The organism is Pseudomonadota bacterium (genome assembly GCA_039028155.1).
In the GTDB taxonomy this organism is placed as follows: Bacteria; Pseudomonadota; Alphaproteobacteria; order SP197; family SP197; genus JANQGO01.
Map to the genome: position 1 here is coordinate 123,277 of JBCCIS010000004.1, position 21,198 is coordinate 144,474.

At 62.6% G+C, this 21,198-nt stretch carries 18 protein-coding genes and 1 tRNA gene; 9 read left to right on the plus strand and 10 right to left on the minus strand.

What is annotated here, in order from left to right; genetic code table 11:
- Window positions 1-21 precede the first annotated feature (21 nt).
- The 5 genes from AAF563_03610 to AAF563_03630 are packed head-to-tail and all read right to left on the minus strand — an operon-like array spanning window position 22 to window position 6,663.
- Window positions 22-1,986, minus strand: a complete 1,965-nt coding sequence (locus AAF563_03610; protein ID MEM7120337.1) for an FAD-dependent oxidoreductase — start codon at window positions 1,984-1,986, stop codon at window positions 22-24.
- A 56-nt stretch (window positions 1,987-2,042) separates the two neighbouring features.
- On the minus strand, window positions 2,043-2,348 hold the full coding sequence (locus AAF563_03615) for a hypothetical protein (protein MEM7120338.1): 306 nt from the start codon (window positions 2,346-2,348) through the stop codon (window positions 2,043-2,045).
- Between the two features lie 27 nt (window positions 2,349-2,375).
- Complete coding sequence (locus AAF563_03620) at window positions 2,376-4,340, minus strand: FAD-dependent oxidoreductase (protein MEM7120339.1); 1,965 nt, start codon at window positions 4,338-4,340, stop codon at window positions 2,376-2,378.
- The gene (locus AAF563_03625; protein ID MEM7120340.1) at window positions 4,337-5,482 is read right to left on the minus strand and encodes an aromatic ring-hydroxylating dioxygenase subunit alpha; all 1,146 of its coding nucleotides are present in this window, start codon (window positions 5,480-5,482) and stop codon (window positions 4,337-4,339) included. Before AAF563_03625 ends, AAF563_03620 begins: the two co-directional genes overlap by 4 nt.
- Window positions 5,479-6,663, minus strand: coding sequence for an aromatic ring-hydroxylating dioxygenase subunit alpha (locus AAF563_03630; protein ID MEM7120341.1), 1,185 nt, complete (start codon window positions 6,661-6,663; stop codon window positions 5,479-5,481). The genes AAF563_03625 and AAF563_03630 overlap by 4 nt, the downstream gene beginning before the upstream one ends.
- 233 nt (window positions 6,664-6,896) lie before the next feature.
- Between AAF563_03630 and AAF563_03635 the strand changes: the two genes are divergently transcribed.
- Together AAF563_03635 and AAF563_03640 are read left to right on the plus strand one after the other, a co-directional pair.
- Window positions 6,897-8,009, plus strand: coding sequence for an aromatic ring-hydroxylating dioxygenase subunit alpha (locus tag AAF563_03635; protein MEM7120342.1), 1,113 nt, complete (start codon window positions 6,897-6,899; stop codon window positions 8,007-8,009).
- Window positions 8,010-8,098: 89 nt separating this feature from the next.
- Complete coding sequence (locus AAF563_03640; protein ID MEM7120343.1) at window positions 8,099-8,488, plus strand: nuclear transport factor 2 family protein; 390 nt, start codon at window positions 8,099-8,101, stop codon at window positions 8,486-8,488.
- Window positions 8,489-8,613: 125 nt separating this feature from the next.
- Here the strand turns inward: AAF563_03640 and AAF563_03645 are convergent, their stop codons facing one another.
- Window positions 8,614-9,603 (minus strand): ABC transporter substrate-binding protein, encoded by a 990-nt coding sequence (locus tag AAF563_03645; GenBank protein ID MEM7120344.1) that lies wholly within the window; start codon window positions 9,601-9,603, stop codon window positions 8,614-8,616.
- A 153-nt stretch (window positions 9,604-9,756) separates the two neighbouring features.
- Between AAF563_03645 and AAF563_03650 the strand changes: the two genes are divergently transcribed.
- Window positions 9,757-10,587, plus strand: coding sequence for an IclR family transcriptional regulator (locus AAF563_03650; GenBank protein MEM7120345.1), 831 nt, complete (start codon window positions 9,757-9,759; stop codon window positions 10,585-10,587).
- Here the strand turns inward: AAF563_03650 and AAF563_03655 are convergent.
- Window positions 10,584-11,360: a class II aldolase/adducin family protein gene (locus tag AAF563_03655; GenBank protein MEM7120346.1), complete on the minus strand. Its 777-nt coding sequence runs from the start codon at window positions 11,358-11,360 to the stop codon at window positions 10,584-10,586. The two genes, AAF563_03650 and AAF563_03655, sit on opposite strands and share 4 nt — an antisense overlap.
- 119 nt (window positions 11,361-11,479) lie before the next feature.
- On the opposite strand from AAF563_03655, the gene AAF563_03660 reads away from it, so the two are divergent.
- The 3 genes from AAF563_03660 to AAF563_03670 are packed head-to-tail and all read left to right on the plus strand — an operon-like array spanning window position 11,480 to window position 15,697.
- Window positions 11,480-13,558, plus strand: a complete 2,079-nt coding sequence (locus AAF563_03660) for an NAD(P)-binding protein (GenBank protein MEM7120347.1) — start codon at window positions 11,480-11,482, stop codon at window positions 13,556-13,558.
- 34 nt (window positions 13,559-13,592) lie between these two features.
- Window positions 13,593-14,819 carry an aromatic ring-hydroxylating dioxygenase subunit alpha gene (locus AAF563_03665; GenBank protein ID MEM7120348.1) on the plus strand — a complete coding sequence of 409 codons (1,227 nt, stop codon included), beginning with the start codon at window positions 13,593-13,595 and terminating at the stop codon, window positions 14,817-14,819.
- A 14-nt stretch (window positions 14,820-14,833) separates the two neighbouring features.
- Window positions 14,834-15,697, plus strand: coding sequence for a TauD/TfdA family dioxygenase (locus tag AAF563_03670; GenBank protein MEM7120349.1), 864 nt, complete (start codon window positions 14,834-14,836; stop codon window positions 15,695-15,697).
- Between the two features lie 189 nt (window positions 15,698-15,886).
- Here AAF563_03670 and AAF563_03675 read toward each other — a convergent pair.
- Together AAF563_03675 and AAF563_03680 are read right to left on the minus strand one after the other, a co-directional pair.
- A tRNA-Ile gene (locus AAF563_03675) sits at window positions 15,887-15,963 on the minus strand.
- A gap of 142 nt (window positions 15,964-16,105) precedes the next feature.
- Window positions 16,106-16,831 carry a DUF995 domain-containing protein gene (locus AAF563_03680; protein MEM7120350.1) on the minus strand — a complete coding sequence of 242 codons (726 nt, stop codon included), beginning with the start codon at window positions 16,829-16,831 and terminating at the stop codon, window positions 16,106-16,108.
- Here AAF563_03680 and AAF563_03685 point away from each other — a divergent pair.
- The 3 genes from AAF563_03685 (at window position 16,830) to AAF563_03695 (ending at window position 18,981) form a co-directional block, all read left to right on the plus strand.
- Window positions 16,830-17,039: a hypothetical protein gene (locus AAF563_03685; protein ID MEM7120351.1), complete on the plus strand. Its 210-nt coding sequence runs from the start codon at window positions 16,830-16,832 to the stop codon at window positions 17,037-17,039. The two genes, AAF563_03680 and AAF563_03685, sit on opposite strands and share 2 nt — an antisense overlap.
- 103 nt (window positions 17,040-17,142) lie before the next feature.
- Window positions 17,143-18,132 (plus strand): hypothetical protein, encoded by a 990-nt coding sequence (locus AAF563_03690; GenBank protein ID MEM7120352.1) that lies wholly within the window; start codon window positions 17,143-17,145, stop codon window positions 18,130-18,132.
- 162 nt (window positions 18,133-18,294) lie between these two features.
- A complete protein-coding gene (locus tag AAF563_03695; GenBank protein MEM7120353.1) occupies window positions 18,295-18,981 on the plus strand; it encodes a TetR family transcriptional regulator C-terminal domain-containing protein in 687 nt (228 codons plus the stop codon).
- Window positions 18,982-19,041: 60 nt separating this feature from the next.
- Here the strand turns inward: AAF563_03695 and rpoD are convergent, their stop codons facing one another.
- Window positions 19,042-21,138, minus strand: coding sequence for an RNA polymerase sigma factor RpoD (gene rpoD / locus AAF563_03700; protein ID MEM7120354.1), 2,097 nt, complete (start codon window positions 21,136-21,138; stop codon window positions 19,042-19,044).
- Window positions 21,139-21,198 lie beyond the last annotated feature (60 nt).

A 21,198-nucleotide genomic window follows, 5' to 3' on the forward strand; every position in this document is an offset into this window, starting at 1 on the left:
CCTACACGAAATCAAAGCTGGCTAGAGCGCCATCGCCGCCTCAAGCCCCTCCATCACGGCCTCTTCGGCAGTGCGCGGGGAGAGCGCATCGCCGATGACATGGATTTCGCCGTCCCACGTCTCGGCAAGGCTATCGGCCAGGGCGGCCTCGCGCCTATGACCCTGCGCCAGCACCAGTGTCTCGACGTCATCGACGATCATCGCCTCACCATTGGTCATGTGCTGGAAATAGACGCTGCCGGAGTCGGCGCCAAACAGGCGGGCAAAGGCCCGCGTTTCGACGCCTAGGCCGTCCAGGACGCCGATCCAGTGGTCGCGCAGATAGGCCTGCAGGTTCTGGCCGGGCATCACGCCCTGGCAGTAGAGGCGCACATGGCAGCCATTACGCGCCAGAATTTCGGCTACACCCATACCAACCCAATCGCAGCGCCAATCGGCGACGACGACACGCCCGCCGACATTGGCTTCGCCCTTGATCACCGACCAGGCATCGACCGCGTGCGCTTCGCCGAGCCCATCAAGTCCCGGACGATAGGGAACCGCGCCGGTCGCGATGATCACGGCATCCGGCGCTTCACGCTCGACCATCAGGGCATCGACCGCGATACCTTTCCCGACGCGCACGCCGCAGAGTTCCAATTCACGCGTCAGGTTGGTCACAATACCGCCGAACTCAGCGCGGTCGGGCAACAGTTGGGCGAGCAGTGCCTGGCCGCCAAGCTGGCTGGCTTTCTCATAAAGAGTGACGTCATGGCCGCGCTCGGCAGCGCTAGCGGCAGCCTTCATGCCTCCCGGTCCACCGCCGACCACCATGACCTTCCGTGAGACATCCGCCTTCGGTTTGACGTGAGGCAGCGTGCGCTCGCGGCCGGTTTCAGGATGCTGGATACAGGAGACGATAGCGCCCATGTGGCGGTGGCCGATGCAGGCTTGGTTGCAACCGATGCAGGCGCGGATCTCGTCGGCCCGCCCAGCCTTGGCCTTGCTTGCGAAGAAGGGGTCGCAGATCAACGCACGCACCAACGAAACCATGTCGGCCTGGCCGGCGGCGATCACCTGCTCGGCGGTCTGTGGTTGATTGATGCGTCCACCCAACATGGTCGGCAGGCCGGTCTCGCTTTTCAGCAACGCGGCGCCATCGGTCAGATAAGCGTTAGGCACGAACATCGGCGGTACAATGTGAACGGCGCCGCCGACCGACGCGCCGGAGCCGCCAATGACGTTCACGTAGTCGATCAAGCCGGCGTCGCCGAGCGCCTTGGTGATGGCAACGCTCTCATCAGGCGTCAGACCGCCTTGATCGAGTTCGTCGACCGAGATACGGATGCCGACCACGGTCTCGTCGCCAACGCCATCGCGAATGGCGGTGAGCGATTCGGTGAGAAACCTCAATCTGTTCTCGAAGCTGCCACCATAGAGGTCGGTGCGATGGTTGGTCCGGGGATTGACGAATTGCGCCGGCAGATAGCCCATCGATACCATGTACTCGATACCGTCCAAACCGGCCTCGGCCATGCGGCGTGCCCCATCGCCATAGGCGCGGATGATGTCACGGATCATGATCTCCGACATTGGCGCCGGCATGACGTGATGGCGCTCGTCCGGGACTTCCGACGGCGCATAGGCGGCGAGCAAAGCGCCGTTCTTTCTGCTGGCGACGGCACGGCCAGGGTGAAACAGCTGGCCGAACATGCGCGCGCCGCGCTTGTGCGCGACGTCGGCAATCGCGCGCAACTCCGGGATGGCATCGTCGTCACTGACGGCCAGCAGACTGTGGCGGACCTCGTAGCTCTCATGAACTGTATGGGCTTCGGTGATGATCAACCCGACGCCGCCCTCTGCGCGAGCCTCATGATAGGCGACCAGGTCCGGCAACGTGCCCGGTGTACGTCCCTGGCTGGTGCCGTGGGGGCCGAATGCGACGCGATTCTTGAGCTCAAGACCTCGGATCTCCAGCGGTTCGAAGAGATGGGGAAACGCGGTCATGCGCATTTGTCTCCTGGTGCCGCGATAGGTATTGCGTCGCCTGGGTGCTGGAAACGCTAGGCTCGTTTCGGCAGGTTGTGGACGGTGAGCTCAAACTCCTCGCGCCAATAGTCGCCATCGAGCAAATGTTCCATGTTCTGCATGACGTCGGGCCACCGCTTGCCGCTCGCTTCGAACTTCTCCTTGTCGCTCCATATGGTGATACCGATGGAGCCGCGGCCGGAGTCGTCAAACACATCGAGGATGTACATTAGACCGGACTCCTCGGGGTCGTTGTTGGCCAGGAAGTCCTCCGCCTCCTTCTCAATCGCCGCCTTCGTGTTGGGCTTCAATGTGAAGTGGTTGATACGCATGAAAGGCATAACCGCCTCCTTCCGATTCCAATCGCGCTAGACAGCGAATCCAGCCTTCAGCCCTTCCAGCACCGCTTCTTCCGCCGTGCGCGGCGCCAGCGCGTCACCGACCAGATGGAGCTCGACTCCGCCTCCATAGAGCGACTCCCACAGCCCGGCTTCGCGCTTGTGCGGCGTAGCGAGCACCAGGGTTTCGACGTCTTCGCAGATGATCGGCTCACCGCTCGTAACATGCTGCATGAAGACGCTTGTCTCGTCGGCGCCGTAGAGTCGGGCATAGGGGATGACCTCGACGCCGAGCTTGTGCAGCTGGCCCATCCAGCCATCGCGCACCATCATCGGCAGGTGTTCGCCGGCCATTGGGCCATTGACGCAAAGCCGGACCGAACAGCCGTCCCGTGCCAGCTTCTCGGCGACACCAAGGCCGATCCAGTTGGCGTGCCAGTCATAAACCACGACCCTGGACCCGACATTGGCCGTACCCTGTGCGACGCCCCAGGCGCCGATCACATGGGCGCTGTCCATGCCCTCCAGGTCGGGGCGATGCTCCGTCGCGCCGGTCGCGGTGATGACGACGTCGGGCGCTTCGGCCGCAATCGTCTCGGTGGTTGCGTGGACGCCGCAGCGGATCTCGACACCTTGGATCTCGCATTCGCGCTGCAGGTTGGTGACGATGCCGCCGAACTCCGCGCGGCCGGGCAGAAGCTGGGCGATCAGCGCCTGTCCACCCAGTTGGTTCGCCTTTTCGACAAGTGTCACGTCGTGGCCCCGTTCTGCGGCGACGGCGGCTGCTTTCATGCCCGCCGGCCCACCGCCAACCACCAAGACCTTGCGCCGATTGTCGACCTTGGGTTTGGCGGCAAAGTCCAATTCACGGCCGGTCTCGGGATACTGGATGCAGGACACAGGAAAACCCTTCAACCGATGGCCAATGCATGCCTGGTCACAGGCGATGCAGGCGCGGATGTCATCCAGGCGTCCTTCGCGCGCCTTATTCATGAACTCAGGGTCGGCGATATGCCCGCGCACGATGCCGATCATGTCGGCCTCGCCATCGGTCAGGATCCTCTCGGCGATCTGGGGCTGGTTGATGCGGCCGGCGATCATGACGGGTACGCGTTTGACCGCCGACTTGATGGCGCCGGACTTTTCCCCCGTGTACCCGGCATCATACTGCATGTGCGGAATGAGGTGCTGCCAGCCCGTGTAAGTCGCCGTGGAGCCCAAGACGATGTTGAGATAATCGAGCACGCCATCGGCATCGAGAGCGGCGCAAGCCTCGCGCGACTCCTCCATGGTGAGCCCCTCCTCGTCCATCTCGTCGGCGGATATTCGCAATCCCAGGAGCATATCGTCACCGATCTTGGCGCGGATGTCGGTGGCGACCTCGCGCACGAAGCGCATTCGGTTCTCGAACGACCCGCCGTATTCATCGTCGCGACGGTTGAGACGGGGATTGATGAATTGGGACGCCAGGTAACCCATGCTGGAGATGATCTCGACGCCGTCCAGCCCGGCGTCCGCCATGCGCGCGGCGCCGTCGCCATGCGCCGTCACGATTTCGCGCACGAGATCGGTCGTCAGCGGTGTCGGCACATGCTTGTACATCTCGTCAGGCACCTCGGATGGCGCGTAGGTGACCATCTTGGTGCCGTCGATCGAAGCTGCCGCGACCCGGCCGGGATGGAACACCTGGCCGATGATCCTGACGCCATAGTCCCGGCCCTTTTGGGCCAAACGGCGCAGCCCCGGCAGGCAGTCGTCGTTGGTCGCCCAGGCGCGGCCCAGCGGCATATAGGTCGGATGCACGCAGTGGACCTCGGTCATGATCATGCCGACGCCGCCTCTCATGCGCGCCTCGTGATAGGCGATCATGGCATCGCCGATCTTACCGGCTTCCGATAGAGCGGTGTTGTGGCCAGGCACGAAGACCCGGTTCTTGATCTCCTTGCCGCGGATCTCGATCGGCGAGAAAAGGTGAGGAAACTGCAGATGGTTCACGACATCAAGTCCACTGTCAGCCTCGCGAAATGCTGCAGCGACGGATCCCAATAGCCAGACAAACGTCCGCCATCGAAAGCAGGCGACATGCGTCCAGACTGCATCCACTCGATTGCGTTAATGTCCTCCTGATTCAGCTCATCCCACATGTCATAGACACTTTGACGAGCCTCTTCGTAAGCGGGCTCGCTGGCGCCTTGCCCGACGAAGAATATGTGCAGGTGTTCGACCGTGTGATTGTGAGCGACCGGGAACACCTGAAAGACCGTCAACTGATCCGGCCAGATCTGGAAACAAACGCTGGGGAAGAGATGATAGCCGGCTTCGAAATGCGCTAGTTCCTTCGGCACGCCTGGATAGTGCGGCAGCCCGACCCCTCGGCCTGCCTCCGGCTCGTCAAAAAGGGCTTCGAATTGTAGCAGCGGTCCGTCGGGCTCGAATGGCCGGCGTTGCGTCATCGGCAAGAAGGCGTCGAGGCGCGGATGGATGGTGCCAACATGATAGTTGTCGAAGTAGTTCTCGAAAACGATCTTCCAATTGGCACGGAACTCCCAGACCAGCGTCTTGCCGAGGCGTAGCGCGTTAAGGTCGTGATGGGGCAGCCGGCGCGCCAGGGGCGCGATGAAGTCTTCGAATTCCTGAGCTCGGCCATCAAGGTTGACGAAGAAGAAGCGGTACCAACGCGAGATCCGGATCGGTACAAGGCCTGGCCCGCCACCATTCCCCGGCCGATCGTGCCTATCGGCGCCGTGGAAGGGAGGGCGGTTCTTGAGCCTGCCATCCAAACCGTAGGTCCACGCATGGTAGGGGCACGTCAGCACCGCCTTTCCGTGGCAAGGCTCGTCGACGACAAGCGCGCCGCGATGGCGGCAAACGTTGTGGAAAGCGCGAATCTCGCCGTCGCGGCCGTGAACCAGCATGATTGGCTTGCCGGCAATGGTAAGCGGAAGGACATCGCCAGGCTCCGGGATTTGATCGATGCAGCCGGCGAAGACCCAGGTCCGCGCGAACAGGCGCTCGTTCTCGATCTCAAGCCACTCGCGGCTGGTGTAACAGGGGTTCGGAAGACACGTGCCGCCGTCGCCGGCTGGCTTCGCTAGCCGTTCGCGGAACTGCGCGTCGAAGACGTCGTCGAGTTTCATGCTCCGCTCTCAATCATCAAAGAAGCGACCTGCCGCGCGAAATGCTGGGTGCCGGGATCCCAGAACGGCGACAGGCTGCCGCCGTCAAAGCCGGGCGAGGCGCGTCCGCGCTGCATGGACTCAAGCGGCACGATGTCTTCGCGGTTAAGCGCGTCCCAGGTGTCGAAAACGGCTTGGCGTGTCTGATCGTACTGGCCTGCCATGGCCTCTTGATTGAACAGGATATGGATCGTCTCGCGCGTCGTGCCGGGTCCTGTCGGTTCTGCGACCAGGAAGGCGATGTGGTCAGGCCACAGGTTGATGTCGCAGGTCGGGATCATGGTGAACATGCGGCCTTCACGATGCAGGACATCCGGCAAGCCTGGCAGGAAGGGCAGTCCGACGCCTCGGCCCTCATGGGGTTCGGCGATCACATGCCATGTCTTCAGGATGTGATCGGCGATCGGCACCATAGGGTTGCTGGTCTCCAGGGGCGCGAAGGTGCAGAGCTCGGGATGGATGGCGAACTTGTGGTAGACGTCGACGAAGTTCTCGTGGACGTGTTTCCAGTTCGCGGCGATCTCGTAGGCGAGCGAGCCGCCATAGGCGAGCCGTTGCGATGCCCAGCCGTCCAGATGCGCATCGATCGGCGCCATATGATCGGCTAGCGGCGCGGCCTGACCGTCGATGTTGACGAAGAGAACGCCGCGCCAGGTTTCACAGCGAACGTCAGCCAGATTGGCGCGCCCGTCGTTCTTCTTGGTCACGTCGTGTTTTCCGCCACCGAAGAAGTGCGGCCGCGTCCTGATCGTCCCGTCCAGGCCGTAAGCCCATGCATGATAAGGACAGGTCAACGCCGCCAGACCCTTGCACGGTTCGGTGACGATGACGGCGCCACGATGTCGGCATACGTTGTGAAATGCGCGGATCGCGCCATCGCGCTGGCGCACCAGAATAAGCGGGCAGCCGGCGACAGTCACCGGCAATGCGTCGCCGGGATCAGGGATCTGGTCGTCGAAGCCCGCCAGCATCCACATCCCAAACATCAGATGCCGGCGCTCCAGGTCGAGCCATTCCGAACTGGTGTAGGCCACGTTTGGTAGACCGCTACCGTCGGCGACATCCGCGTGAAGCCGGACAAGCGCGGCCTCGCCCAACAGCTCACGAACGCGCTCGTTTCCGCTGGCCTTATCGGTCTTCATGGGTTCTTCGTGTGCCTCCGCATCGTGAAAAGACTTCCATGAAATTTCATTTCAGACAATGACGAAATCGATCGAATCTGGTTTATCACATCAGGACGCCACGCCCGGGGTCGGTCAAGAAACACCAGAGAACTGCACGAAGCGGCACTCCGGGCGCTGCCCGTGAAATTCATATTCACAATTTTCACGCTACGCCCTAAGCTGTGCCACCTTACCTGAGCGGAGGCTAGGCTATGGACGCGCCCGCAACCCTGGACATCGACGTCGCGGAGATCGACGCCCGGATCGCCGACAACTGGAGCCTGCCGACGCGGTTCTACTGGGACCCCGCGATCTTCGACTTCGAGATGGAGACAATCTTCGCGAAGAACTGGCTCTATTTCGGTCCCGTCCACAAGCTCGCCGAACCGGGCGATGTCGTCACACGCCAGATGGGCAAGTACCCAATCGTTGTAACTCGTGACCGCGATGGCGAACTGCGCGCCTTCCTCAATATCTGCCGTCACCGCGGCTACACGGTCGTCGAAGGTGACCGGTCGAAGTGCCTCAGGCTCGTCTGTCGCTACCACGGTTGGTCCTATAACTTGGACGGCACGCTGGCCAACGCGCCGGATGCTGATGGCGACGCTGGATTCTGCCAGGACAAGCTCGCGCTCAGGCCCGTCGCCGTCGAACAATTCGGGCCGGCGATCCTTGTCAATCCCGACCCCACCGCCCGTCCGTTTCGCGAATGCCATCCGGCGTTCGCCGACAACGTCGAGAGCGTTGGTTTCTGCTCCGAACCCGATCGTTACATCATGCGCAAGGAGATCACGTACGACATCGGCACGAATTGGAAGCTTTGGTACGACAACGGGACGGAGTGTTACCACTGCCCGAACATCCACGGTGAATCGTTCGGGGCCGCCTTTCGCTCCAGGCCGGAAGATACCGATGCCATCTACGGCGATGGCTTCATGACCAATACCTGGGAACCCCAGCCCGAGGTCGCGAGCAACCAACTCACCAGTCAGACATTCCGGTCATATCAAGTGTTTCCCGGTATCGTGCTGATCGAACACGACGACCTCCTGCACATGACCGGCATGGTCCCGGTCGCGCCCGGCGTGACGCAGCACGTCACCCACTATCTTGGCGACCGCGACAGCGATCCTGAGCGGATCGATGCCTGGATCGACCTGTGGGATCAGACCTACCGGGAAGACAACGAGATCACCGCCGTTCAGTACGACAACATCAAGTCCGCGGGTCAGCCTTACAACCGCTACGTCCACGCCCGCGAGGAAGCCGCCCAGCACTTCAATGCCATCACCTGGCAGCACTATAAGCAGGCGCTGGTTGATTGAGCGCGATGGCGCCGTCAGGCTAACGCGCCAGGCAGTAACCAATACGCTAGAATGGCAATTCAGACTATGCGACCGAGAGGGAGGCGCTCATGACAAACCGTCGCACGGAACTTGAGGACCTGACGAAGCAGTTCGTCGACGCATTCAACCGCCAGGACATCGATGGCGTGGCGTCGTTCTTTGCCGAGGACGCTGTTTACGAAGACTCCAATGGCGGCAGCCACAGCGGCCCGGCGGCAATCCGCGAGGCCTTTGTGCCCCTGGTGTGCGGCGACCGCGGCACGATCCGGTTCGACGACGAGGACTTCTTCGCCGAGCCCGAGACCGACAAGGTCATGGCGAGCTGGACGCTCAACATGGAGGTCGACGGCAAGCCGGTGAAGCTGCGCGGCCTCGACCTCCTCCATTTCCGCGGTGACAAGCTCGTCCGCAAAATGGCCTATTGCAAGGCGGCCGCGCCCAAGCTCGACCCCGGCTGATCACGCCACCCGCCGGTCTAACGTCAAACGAAAGGAGCGGCCCCTAAGAGCAGATTCCATCAAGATGGGTGAATCCGCTCTAGGGCCGCTCCAATTGTGGCCTATCGTGACTTTCGTGTCGGTGGTCAGGAACCGGCGGCCGCATCCATCCAACCGTTGACCTTGTCCCGGTTTTGCTCGATCCACTTGGCGGCAGCCTCATCCTGACTCAGGCCGCCCTGATCGACCTCGACCAGCATCCATGTCGCGTCCTCGTTGGTGAACGAGAGCTGACGCAAGAGCTCGGCCGCTGCCGGCCAAGTCTCGTCGATGCCGGGATTGGCCGCCTTGAAGATGCCCTTTTGCGGCGCTTGACCGCAGTCATGAGTCATGTCGGGATTGGGGCCCCAGGCTGGGTCATTGAAGCAGTTCTCATAGGTGATCGATTCGTCGAGCGGCATCTCGAGCACACGATAGTCGTACTCGCTGAACACCCAGTGCGGCGTCCAGAAGTGGATCAGAAGCGGCGCCTCGCGTTCCCACGCGCTTTTCATTTCGGCGATCAGCGCGCCTTCGCCGCCGGCGGCGATCGGGACAAGGTCAAGGCCCAGAGCCTCGAACCGCTCTTCATAGAACGTGTTGCCCCAATCGGCGGGATAGCCGACAAACCGGCCCGACGGCGCGGTATCCGGCGCGACAAAGAGATCGATGCAGTCTTTCAGGGCGTTGTAGTCCGGCAGGCCGGGGCACTGCTCTTCCATGTAAACGGGATAGTAGTACTGACCGCCGCCCTCGATTTCGTGATTGCCCAGATGAACGAGTTCGCCATTGTCGAGCGCTTCGTAGACGCCCTCGCCGATGTTGTTCGGCCACAGTTCCAAGGTCGCCGTAATGTCATTCTGGACCATTGCCTCGACCTGCGGGTAGTAGCCGACCGTCACCGACTCGACGTTGTAGCCCATCTCCTCCAGGAGCTGGTGGGCGACGCGCGTAATGACCTGCTGGGTTGTCCATTCGTTGACGCCGAGCTTGATCGTCTCGTCGGATTCCGGCGCCTCTGCCAAAGCTGCCGGCGCCGAAGCACCCATTGCGAGCGCCATCGCCGCGCCCGTCAGCCAACTCCTTGCCCCTTGCATGACCATTTTGTCCTCCCTCGATGATTGACCGGCACACCGGTTTGAAAATTATGATTCTAGATTTCATGAAAGAAATAAAGCAAAATTTAATTTCACAAGATTTTTTCGACCGAAGCTGGTTCAATCGGTCGGTTTCCAAGGGACGATGATGACGTGAGCAGACGACGGGACTATTCGATCGAACCAACAGAGAGCGAGGCAAAGGGCCGCGATCCGCAATACGTTGTCGCGCTGGAGCGCGGCTTCGACATTCTGCGCGCGTTTGGCGAGGCCGACGCAGATCTCAGCAACACCGAGATCACCGAGCGGACCGGACTCTCGAAACCAACGGTCTCACGCCTGACCAACACGCTGACCCGTCTGGGCTACCTGGCTTACGCCGAGCGCACCGGCACCTATAGCCTCGCCGCCGGATTGATTGCTCTCGCCGCGCCCCTGCTGTCGACGCTCAGCATCCGCGAACGCGCCCGTCCGCTCATGCGTGAGTTGGCCGAACAGTCCGGCGCGTCCGTGGCGATCGCCGCGCCGGCCGGCGCCAGGATGACCTATGTCGAGCACGTGCCCGGTTCCGGCGCACTGGTGCTGAAATTCTCCTTCGGCTCTCAGATGCCGATGGAGCGTACCGCGATGGGCAGGGCCTATCTGGCCGCGCTCGATGCGGACGCGTTCGCCCGCACAATGACGACGCTGCAGTCGGAAGGCGTTCTGACACGCAAGATCGAACGCGGTATCACGGCAGCGAATGAGAGCGTGCAACGCGACGGTTTTTGCATCTCGCTGGGCGACTGGCGCCCCGAGATTCACGCTGTCGCCGTGCCGTTGCGGTTCCCCGGCGGAACCCCGTTGGCTCTCAACTGCGGCGCGCCGTCCTTTGTACTCAGCGAGTCGACCATGCGCGAGCAGATCGGACCGCGACTCGTCGAGATCACGCGTGACCTGGGTGCTGATCAGATTGATCGTGCCGGCGCAGACGTACTGGCTTAGTCGCGAAAGCCCGGATCATCCCTGTCCAGCAACCGCACCAAGGCAGGCCATTCATGAACACCCGGGCGGAAATCCTCGGTAACATCCTGCGGCTCGGTTTCTTGATGGGCATAGTGTTCGCACATCGCCTCCGGCACCGGTCGCCAAGCTGCGTTACTCGCCATGACTTTCATCTGCACTTCGCAGGCGCGTTCCAGCCAATACATCAAGGTGAACGCCTCGCCGATGGACGAGCCGACGGTCAGCAACCCGTGGTTCCTGAGGATCATCGCCTTGTTGGCGCCAAGGCTCTCGGCAAGACGGGTGCGCTCGTCAAGGTCCATGCTGGAGCCTTCGAAGCCGTGGTAACCGACATTGTCATAGAAGTAGAGCGCTTCCATGCAGATTGGCTGCAGACCGTCTTGCAGGGCAGCAACCGCGATACCGTCATTGGTGTGGGTATGGACGACAGCGTTGATGTCAGGGCGGGCCTCGAAGATGCCGCTGTGAATGACGAAGCCTGCCTTCGGCACCAGCCCCTCGCCCTCGATGACATTGCCGTCGATATCGACCTTGACCAGCATGGACGCGGTCATCTCGTCCCAGCGCACGCCCATGGGATTGATCAGGAAGTTGCCGGGATTGTCGGGCGAACGCGCCGTGATGTGGTTCCACACCAGTTGGGACCAGCCGAACCGATCAGCAAGGCGGAAGGCGGCCGCGAGGTCGGCACGCATCGTCTGCTCCGCGTTCTCCTGATCGCTGTCGTGGATCGCGACAACAGGTTGCGCCATGCTCTCCTCCTGGCAATCGACTGTTCTCTCGACAGAATGAAACAAATGAACCAAAATTTCACGAACAATTGCGTCGCGCGCCGGCTGGCGAAGCGCAAAGTGAAGGAGTTTGCTCGGTCATGAGCCGTGATCCCCGCTACGATATTCTGTTTGAGCCCGTGCAGATCGGGCCGGTCACGGCGCGCAACCGGTTCTATCAGGTGCCCCACTGCAACGGCATGGGCCGCACCCACCCGACCGCCATGGCGGTGATGCGTGGGGTCAAGGCCGAGGGCGGCTGGGCGGTCCTGTGCACCGAGCAATGCGACATCCATCCGACGACGGAAACCAGCCGCGAGATCCGCTTGTGGGACGAGCGCGATATCCCGACCCTGGCGCGCATGACCGAACTGGTCCACCAACATGGCAGTCTGGCCGGCGTCGAACTGACGCATATGGGTTATCACGCCCTGAACCTGACCAGCCGCGAGGTGCCGTTGGCGCCCTCGGCCAAGCCCGCGCTCGGCATCAACCCGGTACATGCCCGCGCCATGGACAAGAAGGACATCGCGGATTATCGGCGCTGGCACCGCAACGCCGCGCTCAACGCCAAGAAGGCAGGCTTTGACATTATCTGCGTTTATGCTGGTCACGATCTGTCACTCGCCATGCATTTCCTGTCGCCGCGCCACAATCAGCGCACGGACGAGTATGGCGGCTCGATGGAAAACCGCGCACGCCTGCTGCGCGAGGTCATCGAAGACACCAAGGACGCGGTCGGCGACACCATGGGTGTGGTCGTGCGATTGGCGGTCGACGAACTGCTCGGCGACAAGGGCATGCTGGCCGAGCGCGAGGGCAAGGAGGTCATCGAGTTGCTGGGTGAGCTGCCCGACCTGTGGGACATCAACTGTAGCGACTGGGACAACGACTCCATCACCTCGCGCTTTGCCGAGGAGGGCTTCCAGGAGCCCTACATCAAGTTCGTCAAACAGCTGACCTCCAAGCCGGTCGTCGGCGTCGGCCGCTACACCTCGCCTGACCGCATGGTGAGCCTGATCAAGAAAGGCGTGCTGGACATGATCGGCGCCGCGCGGCCCTCGATTGCCGATCCCTTCCTGCCTAAGAAGATCGAGGAAGGCCGGATCGAGGACATCCGCGAATGCATCGGCTGCAACATCTGCGTCGCCAGTGACAATCTGGGCGTTCCCATGCGCTGCACCCAGAACCCGACCAAAGGCGAGGAGTGGCGCAAGGGCTGGCACCCCGAACGCATCGCTTCGAAGGACACCGACGATCGTGTTCTGGTGGTCGGCGCCGGCCCGGCTGGTCTTGAAGCCGCCCGCGCGCTCGGCCAGCGCGGCTATGACGTCATGCTGGCGGAGGCCGGGACCGAACTGGGTGGCCGTTCGGCGCGCGAAAGTCGCCTGCCCGGCTTATCCGCCTGGGGCCGCGTCCGTGACTGGCGCATCGGCCAGATACAGACCATGCCGAACGTCGAGATCTTCATGGACAGCCGCCTCGACGCCGATCAGGCCCTCGAAACCGGCTGTTCGCTGGTTGCCACGGCAACCGGCGCGACGTGGCGGCGCGATGGTGGCGGCCGCTACCACGAGTTCCCGATGCCAGGCGCGGTCGATAACGCCAAACACGTGCTGACGCCCGATGACATCATGGACGGCGCCACGGTCGACGGGCCCGTCATCGTGTTCGATGACGACCACTATTATCTGGGTGGCGTGATCGCGGAGAAACTCGCCGCCGACGGCCATGACGTGACTCTGGTAACGACCGGCGCCTATGTCTCGACCTGGACCCAATACACGCTGGAGCTCGGCCGCATTCAAGCGCGCATGCATGACGTGGGCATTGAGGTCCTGGCCAAACACGCGGTGACCGAAGTCGGCGACGGTTCGGTTACCATCAAACCGATCTTCGGCGGGCAGTCGTTCGAGCGGGCCTGCGGCCACGCGGTGTTGGTTACCGCGCCGCTGGCCAATGACGGGCTTTACCATGATCTCATGGCCGATGAGGCCGCCCTCAAGGATGCCGGCATTCGCCGTGTCACCAGAATTGGCGACGGCCTGGCGCCAGGCACGATCGCGGCGGCGGTCTACAGCGGCCACCGTTTCGCCCGGGACCTCGGCGAGCCGTTGGGCGACACCATCCCGTTCAACCGTGAACTCGTGGAATTGACAGAAACATTTGCCATGCCGTGACCACCGGCGATGGCAAGAGGCAGGAGGGTCAAACATGACATCCAACCGAGCGAACGGCGCAAACGGCCACGCGCATGACGTCTTGACCGACGACGTGATGGCCGGATTTGACCGGCCGACGGAAGGCGCACGTGGGCTACCCAACGCGGCGTTCACGTCCGAGAGGTTTCTCGAACTGGAGCGCAGCACGCTGTTTGCCAGAAGCTGGGTTTTTGCCGGGCTGGTCAGCGATATCGCGAACAGGGGCGATGCCCGCCCGGTCGATGTCGCCGGCCAGTCGCTGATCCTTAGTCACGCCCAGGACGGCAACATCCACGTCTTCTTCAACGTCTGCCCCCACCGCGGCGCGCGGCTCCTGACCGAGCCGGTAGCGCGCCAGCCGGTCATGACTTGCCCCTATCACGCCTGGACCTATGGCATGGATGGCGCGCTGCGAAACCGGCCCAACTATGACGGACCGGACCGCCACAACGACGGCCGCAACGCCGACGGCGAGAGGCCCTGCCTGTTTCCCGTGCGCTCCGCCGTCTGGCATGACTGGATCTTCGTCAACCTGGACGGCAAGGCCGAGGCCTTTGACGACTACATTGCCGGCGGTGCCGACCGGTTTGACGGCTATGATCTCGGCGCCTTCCGCTGCGCCCACCGCATGACGTTCTCCTTTGGCTGCAACTGGAAGCTCGCCGTCGAGAACTATTGCGACAACTATCATGTCTTCGCCGTCCATCCGGCGCTTCACAGCGTGATGTCGTGGGACGAGGCATCGCGCCGTCCCATGGATGTTGCCGGACATCACCTTTCGACGGAGTACTGGTTCAAGAACGTCGACGAGGGCCAGGTCGGCAACAAGTCTGGCGTTGGCCTGCCGAAACCGCCGCGCTTGGCCGAGGAGTATCACGGCCGCATGGTCTATAGCGCGCTGTTTCCCAACCTCGCCATCAACGCCTATCCCGCCAATGTGCAGGTCGTTCTGTTCGAACCGGTCTCGGCCGGTGAGACGAACATGCACATGTGGTTCTACTTTGCCGGCGATGCAGCCGAGGCACCGGAGTTCGAAGAAGCGCGCGAAACCCTGTATGCCGACTGGTCCCAGCTGAACTTCGAGGATGAGGACATCTGCCGGCGCCTGCAAGAAGGCCGCCAATGTGATGGCTATGACGGTGGCCGTCTGGCGCCTTACTGGGATAGCGGCACGATCCACTTTCACCGGCAGATCGCCCATGCCGTGCGCGGCGAAGGCGCCTTTGCCAACGGCCGCTGACGGAGGGCCGAGCCATGACTGCCTTTGACTACCTGCCGCCGCTCGCCCATGACGATCAGGCTATTGCGCCGGATCACGGCCTCTTCTCGGTTCAGCCCCTGACCGGCGGACTGGGTGCAGAGATCGACGGTGTCGATCTTGCCAAGCCACTTGCTGACGCGATGAAGCGCGCGCTCCGCGAGGCGCTGCTCCACCATCTGGTCCTGGTCTTCCGCGACCAGCAGCTTGGCCCGGACGAACTGGTCGCCCTGGGCCATGCTTTTGGCGATCTTCACGTCAACCCGTTCGTTGCCGGTCTGGAAAGCCATCCGGAGATCATGCAGATCAAGTCGGAGGAAAACGAGGAGGCGCGCTTCGCCGGACGCTGGCACAGCGACATCACCTGGGAGGAGCGCCCGTCTCTGGGCTCCCTGCTCTACGCCAAGACCATTCCGGCCTATGGCGGCGATACGCTGTTCGCCAACATGTACCTTGCCTATGAAAGCCTCTCGCCCACCATGCGCCGCACGCTCGATCGCCTGCGCGGCGAGCATACGGCGTTCCAAGGCCACGTCCGCGACGCAGCCTTTGCCGAAGCGCCGGAAAAGGTCGTCCATCCTCTGGTGCGCACCCACCCGGAGACCGGCCGCAAGGCGCTCTTCGTCAACGAGTACTTCACCTGCGGCATCGACGGCATGACGTCCGACGAGGCCGCGCCGATCCTCGACTTCCTCTACCGCCACATGGTGCGCCCGGAGTTCACCTGCCGGGTGCGCTGGAGCGAGGGCGCGCTCGTCTTCTGGGACAACCGCTGCACCCAGCATTATGCGGCCAACGACTACCCCGGCAGCAAGCGCCTGATGTGGCGTGTCACCATCAACGGCGACAAACCATACTAAGCAACATGGTGAACGTTGTGGCGAGCGGCATCGCAACTCCAGAAACGATGATCATGCCGGTGCCTGGACAAATATCAAATAGGTCATACCTCTCGGTGACGGCCGCATTGCGCTGACGCGCCTATAAGATGCAAACCGAATACTCAAATCGCCGTTCGTAGGTTCGATAATCTGCATTATGGAAAGAGGTGGTGGGCCCGGCAGGACTCGAACCTGCAACAACACCGTTATGAGCGGTGGGTTCTAACCAATTGAACTACAGGCCCCGCGCCTTCTTTACCTTGAGCGCACGGGCCGCGGCAAGGTGCGGCTGGGCCGGCGGAAGAGAGGAACCCGCCGGCATCGTGGCTCGGGGCCGTCGCGTCTGGCCTTCCGGGCGTCTTTGTTGCGCCCTGCTCCCACCGAGATCTAAAGCGAGTCCGTCTGATCGCCCTCGACATGCTCGCCGGCGACAGACGCCTTGCTGTTGAAGATCGCCATCAGGCTGCCGTCCTCATAGTAATAGGACTCGCACGGCGTCGGGCCCCAGCCGGCCACGTGCCAGCAGACGGCACCCTCGTCGTTGACGCTCCAGGTGCCGGTCTGGCGCACGCCGTTCCAGATTGTGTGCAGCGTCTGGTCCGGTGCGTAATAGGCACCGCCGTCGGGCGCCCAAAGCACTGTCTTGCCCGATACCAGCGCGGTCGTCTCATCGGCGGTCAACAGCGTCTTGCCCTCATAGGGATCGATGTTCGCCGCAGCCTCGTCCGCTTCTGCGCCCGCGTGCAGCGCATCCAGGGTGTTGCCGTCCTGGATCTCCGGCGCCAGGAATGTCTCGCCCTCGTAGGTCGCGCTGATGATGTCGCCGTTATGGAAGTAGGCCTCGCACTCAAGCGTGCCCCAGCTTGGGATGTGCCAGCACAGCGCACCGTCCTCGGTGACGGACCAGGTGCCGCTCTCGCGATCACCGGCCCAAAGCGTATCAAGCGACCAATCGGACGCATAATAGGCGCCGCCCTGGTCCCAGACCTGGGTCTTGCCGGCGAGGTATTCGGTCAGCTCTTCCGCCGTGAAAGGCCGCGCCGTGTCGAGCAGGACGGAGCCGTCCTGGGCTGTCGCCTGCCCCGGCGAAAGGCCCGCCGGCAAGCAAAGCATGATCGCCACAATGAACATCTTGGGTGAAACAAACAGCCGCATCGTCTTTCCCCATCAATGGTTGCCGGACAGCACAACGAACCCGTTGATCGTGCCGATGAGCCGCGACCGCATCGGCAACGCCGTGACCCTCGGGCGCGCTTGCATCTGCCCGTCGGCGGATCACGACTTTAGACTTGATCTGACTGACTGGACAGTCAAAAATTGACCATCGGGAAACGCCACGCAACACCCGACGTCGATGCCGCCCGGCTTGGCCGGATGTGTCATGACGATGGGCGACCGCACGGCGCAGCAGGCAGGAGAACACCATGATCGCGAAGACTCTCAAGACGTTTGGATTGGCCGCCATCGTCGCCGTCGCGATGGCGCTCACGGCGACCGCACGCGCCGAGCTGTTGACCTACACGTTCCAGGTCTGCGGGGCGCCCAACAGCTACGAACCCGGCTGGGTTCCGAACGGCGACCCGAACGTCAACGGCGAGATCACGCTGATCATCGATTCGGAGAACGGGCTCCTGACACTGGAACCCTCGCAACAGCTGCTCGACAGCATTCGTTATCCCGTTATCCACGCCCATCTCTACGATCTGCAAAAGCGCTACGACAACACCGATCTCGGCCAATCGACCATCTGCTGGGCCTATTACAACACCGAAGGTGAACGCGGCGGCACCTGCGCCGAGGACGACTACGACTGCCAGGCGTTGACCGGCGTCGTCGACTGGCCGTGGGAGTCCTACGGCTATTACGTCGAGTGGTACCGCGACTACATCAGGACGGTTGCCGAGGAAGAGGCCGAGGGCTGGTGGCTGATGCTGCACACCGCCGGCGGCCATTTCGCCACCGACGAGGACGGTCGTCTGATCGAATGGGATGGCTCACCCTTCATGGAGTCGTCGTTCTACGGCATGAACGACATTACACCGGAGTGTAACGCCCGCATCGGCCGCACGCTCGACAACCGTGACTTCGGTCATGGTGATGAATGCAACGAGTTTCTCCTTGGCGTCATGGCCGACGACTACTTCCTGGACGCCAACGGCATCGCCTGGGTCGACGAAAACGGCAATCTGACCGAACAAGCGGTCGCCCTAGGCTATGACCTGGAGACCGAGTACCTGTTCTATAACTACCGTGACAACGGCCAGTCCGACCGCTGGGGCGGGCCCGACGGCGCTGCCGGCGGTTTCCTGACCGGCGCCGATCAAGACCGTTGCCTGGCTTGGCCGCCGGCGGGCTACGGCGAACCGCGAAGCATCGATGGCGTCACGACGCAGGCGCAGTTGGACGAGGGTTAGGCCGCGACCGTTTGAGATCGCCGACATCGCTCAAAAGGCTTTGACAAACCTCGGCCCAACCAAAAAGGCGGCGGTCCGGCAACGGCTCGCCGCCGTTTGGTCCACCTTGACGCTGCGCGCAGCGGCGATGCCGGCGCCGTCTCACCCCGCCAGGCTGGTCTGATGCCCGAAACTCATACAGCGAAGAAGGCGGGCGCCGGGCGCACCGCGACGAAGGAAGCGCGGCGCCAGCAGCTGATCAACGCGACGCTCGACTCGATCTCCAAGCGCGGCTTTTCCGGCACGACACTGGAAACGGTGACGAAGACCGCGAAGCTCTCCCACGGCATCGTCAACTTCCACTTCAAGAGCAAGGAAGACCTCTATATCGAGACGCTCGGCTTCCTTGCGACCGAGCACTATGACTGCTGGCGCGCCGCGGTGGCGAATGCAGGACCGGAACCGGCGCGCCAGCTTGCCGCGATTGTCGGCGCCGACTTCGATCCCAAAATCTGCACCGGCAAGAAGCTTGCCGTGTGGTTCGCGTTCTGGGGTCAGGCGCGCTACAGGCCCAACTATCTGAAGATGCGGTACCGCTACGACGACGAGCGGGCCGAGGAACTGCTGCGCTGCTGTCAGGATCTGATCGACGACGGCTGTTATCAAAACCTGGATGCCGAATCGCTGACACGCAGCATCGAATCCATCGTCGACGGCCTATGGCTCAACATGTTGCTGTATCCAAAAGAGGTCAATCGGCAGATGGCGCGCGAAGACTGCTTGCGCTATCTGGCGCAGATCTTCCCCAAGCACTTCGCGCGGCCTGGCGAGCCGGCGTCGGGCACGGACTGCGGTCTCGTTCGTCCTTGAGAGACGCTTGGCTTACTGCCTGATGATCCGGTGGAACCGGCCGCAAACAGCCTCTGACGGTTAGGTATCGAGGAAGCTTCTGAGCTTGCGGCTGCGGCTGGGGTGCTTGAGCTTGCGGAGCGCCTTGGCCTCGATCTGGCGGATGCGTTCGCGGGTGACCGAGAACTGCTGGCCGACTTCTTCCAGCGTGTGATCGGTGTTCATGCCGATGCCGAAGCGCATGCGCAAGACACGCTCCTCACGCGGCGTCAGGCTCGCCAAAACATTGGTCGTGGATTCGCGCAGGTTGCCGTGGATCGCCGCGTCGACCGGCAGCACCGCGTTCTTGTCCTCGATGAAGTCGCCCAAGTGGCTGTCCTCGTCATCGCCGATCGGCGTTTCGAGGCTGATCGGCTCTTTGGCGATCTTCAAGACCTTGCGGACCTTCTCAAGCGGCATGCCGAGCTTTTCGGCCAATTCCTCGGGCGTCGGCTCGCGGCCGATCTCGTGCAGCATCTGACGGCTGGTCCTGACCAGCTTGTTGATCGTCTCGATCATGTGCACGGGGATACGGATGGTGCGCGCCTGGTCGGCGATCGAGCGGGTGATCGCCTGGCGGATCCACCAGGTCGCGTAGGTCGAGAACTTGTAGCCGCGCCGGTACTCGAACTTATCGACCGCTTTCATCAGGCCGATATTGCCTTCCTGGATCAGGTCCAGGAACTGCAGGCCGCGGTTGGTGTACTTCTTGGCGATCGAGATGACCAGGCGCAGGTTTGCCTCGACCATTTCCTTCTTCGCTTGGCTCGCTTCCTTCTCGCCCTTCTGGACGGTGTGCACGATGCGCTTGAATTCGGCGATGTCGAGTTCGGTCTCGCGCGACACGCCGACCATCTCGTTGCGCATCTCCATGATGCGTTCGCCGTCGCGCTCGACATAGGTCGACCAGCCGCGGCTCTTCAGGCCGGCGACATGCTCGATCCAATCGGGCTTCAGCTCGTGGCCGACATGGTGCTCCAGGAACTCCGGGCGCTTGATGCCGCGGCGCACGGCCAGCTTCAGCAACGTCCCTTCGGCGTTCAGCAGGCGGCGGTTGTAACCGTAGAGCGCGTCGACCATCGCCTCGATACGGTTGTTGTGCAGCTTGACCTTGCTGACGAGCTCGTAGATCTCTCGGTTCAGCTTGTCGTAGCGCCGGCGCGTCGCGGCCGGCAGTTCCTCGCCCGACATCTTGGCGGCCAGGCGTTCCTGCTGAACCTTCTTCAGGCGGTTATAGGCGCGTGCGACCTGGTTAAAGGTCTGCATGACGTCGGGCAGCAGAGCCTGCTCCATCGCCGCCAGCGATACATTGGCCTCGGCGTCATCATCGTCATCGTCGTCGGTTTCGCCGTCGGCGGTCGCCTCTTCGTCCTCGCCGTTCTCGGCCTTGGTCTTTTCCGGCTTCGGCTTGTCATCGGCGCCATTGGCCGCAGCGCCGTTGCCGGACGAGGCGGGGGCTGCCGCCTGCTCGGTCGCCGCGCCGTTTCCGGCGCCGTTGGCACCATTGGCGGCGTTGGCGGCGTTCGCTCCATTGGCATTGTTGGCGTTGTTCGCACCGTCCGGACCGCCGCCATAGGTGCCCTCAAGGTCGATGATGTCGCGCAGCAGAACCTGTTCTTCCTGCAGCATGTCGCGCCAGGCGACGATGGCGCGCAGCGTCAGCGGGCTTTCGCAAATGCCGCGGATCATCCGGTCGCGGCCGGCCTCGATGCGCTTGGCGATGGCAATCTCGCCTTCGCGCGACAACAACTCGACGCGGCCCATCTCGCGCAGATACATGCGCACGGGGTCGTCGGTGTAGCCCATCTCGGGCGCTTCGGTGGTGGTGGTTGTCTGGGCCGGCGTGGCGGCTTTGTCTTTGGTGGCGGCGTTGTCGTCAGTCGCGGCGTCGTCGCTTTCTTCGCTCTCGACGACGTTGATGCCCATTTCCGAGAGCATCGCCATGGTGTCCTCGATCTGCTCGGAGGTCACCTCGTCCTGGGGCATGGCGTCTGAAATCTCGTCGACGGTGACGTAGCCGCGCTCTTTGCCCTTGGCGACCATCTTCTTGATCGCGGCATTGACGGAATCAAGAAGAGGGTCGTCGCCAGCGTCGCCGCTGCGTTCGTCGGTTTCAGCTTCAGCCGGTTTGGTCGCCATGCCTGTTCTTCTCCTTAGAGTCCGCGGCCGGTGCATCGCGCCTGCGGACCGCCCCTTTGT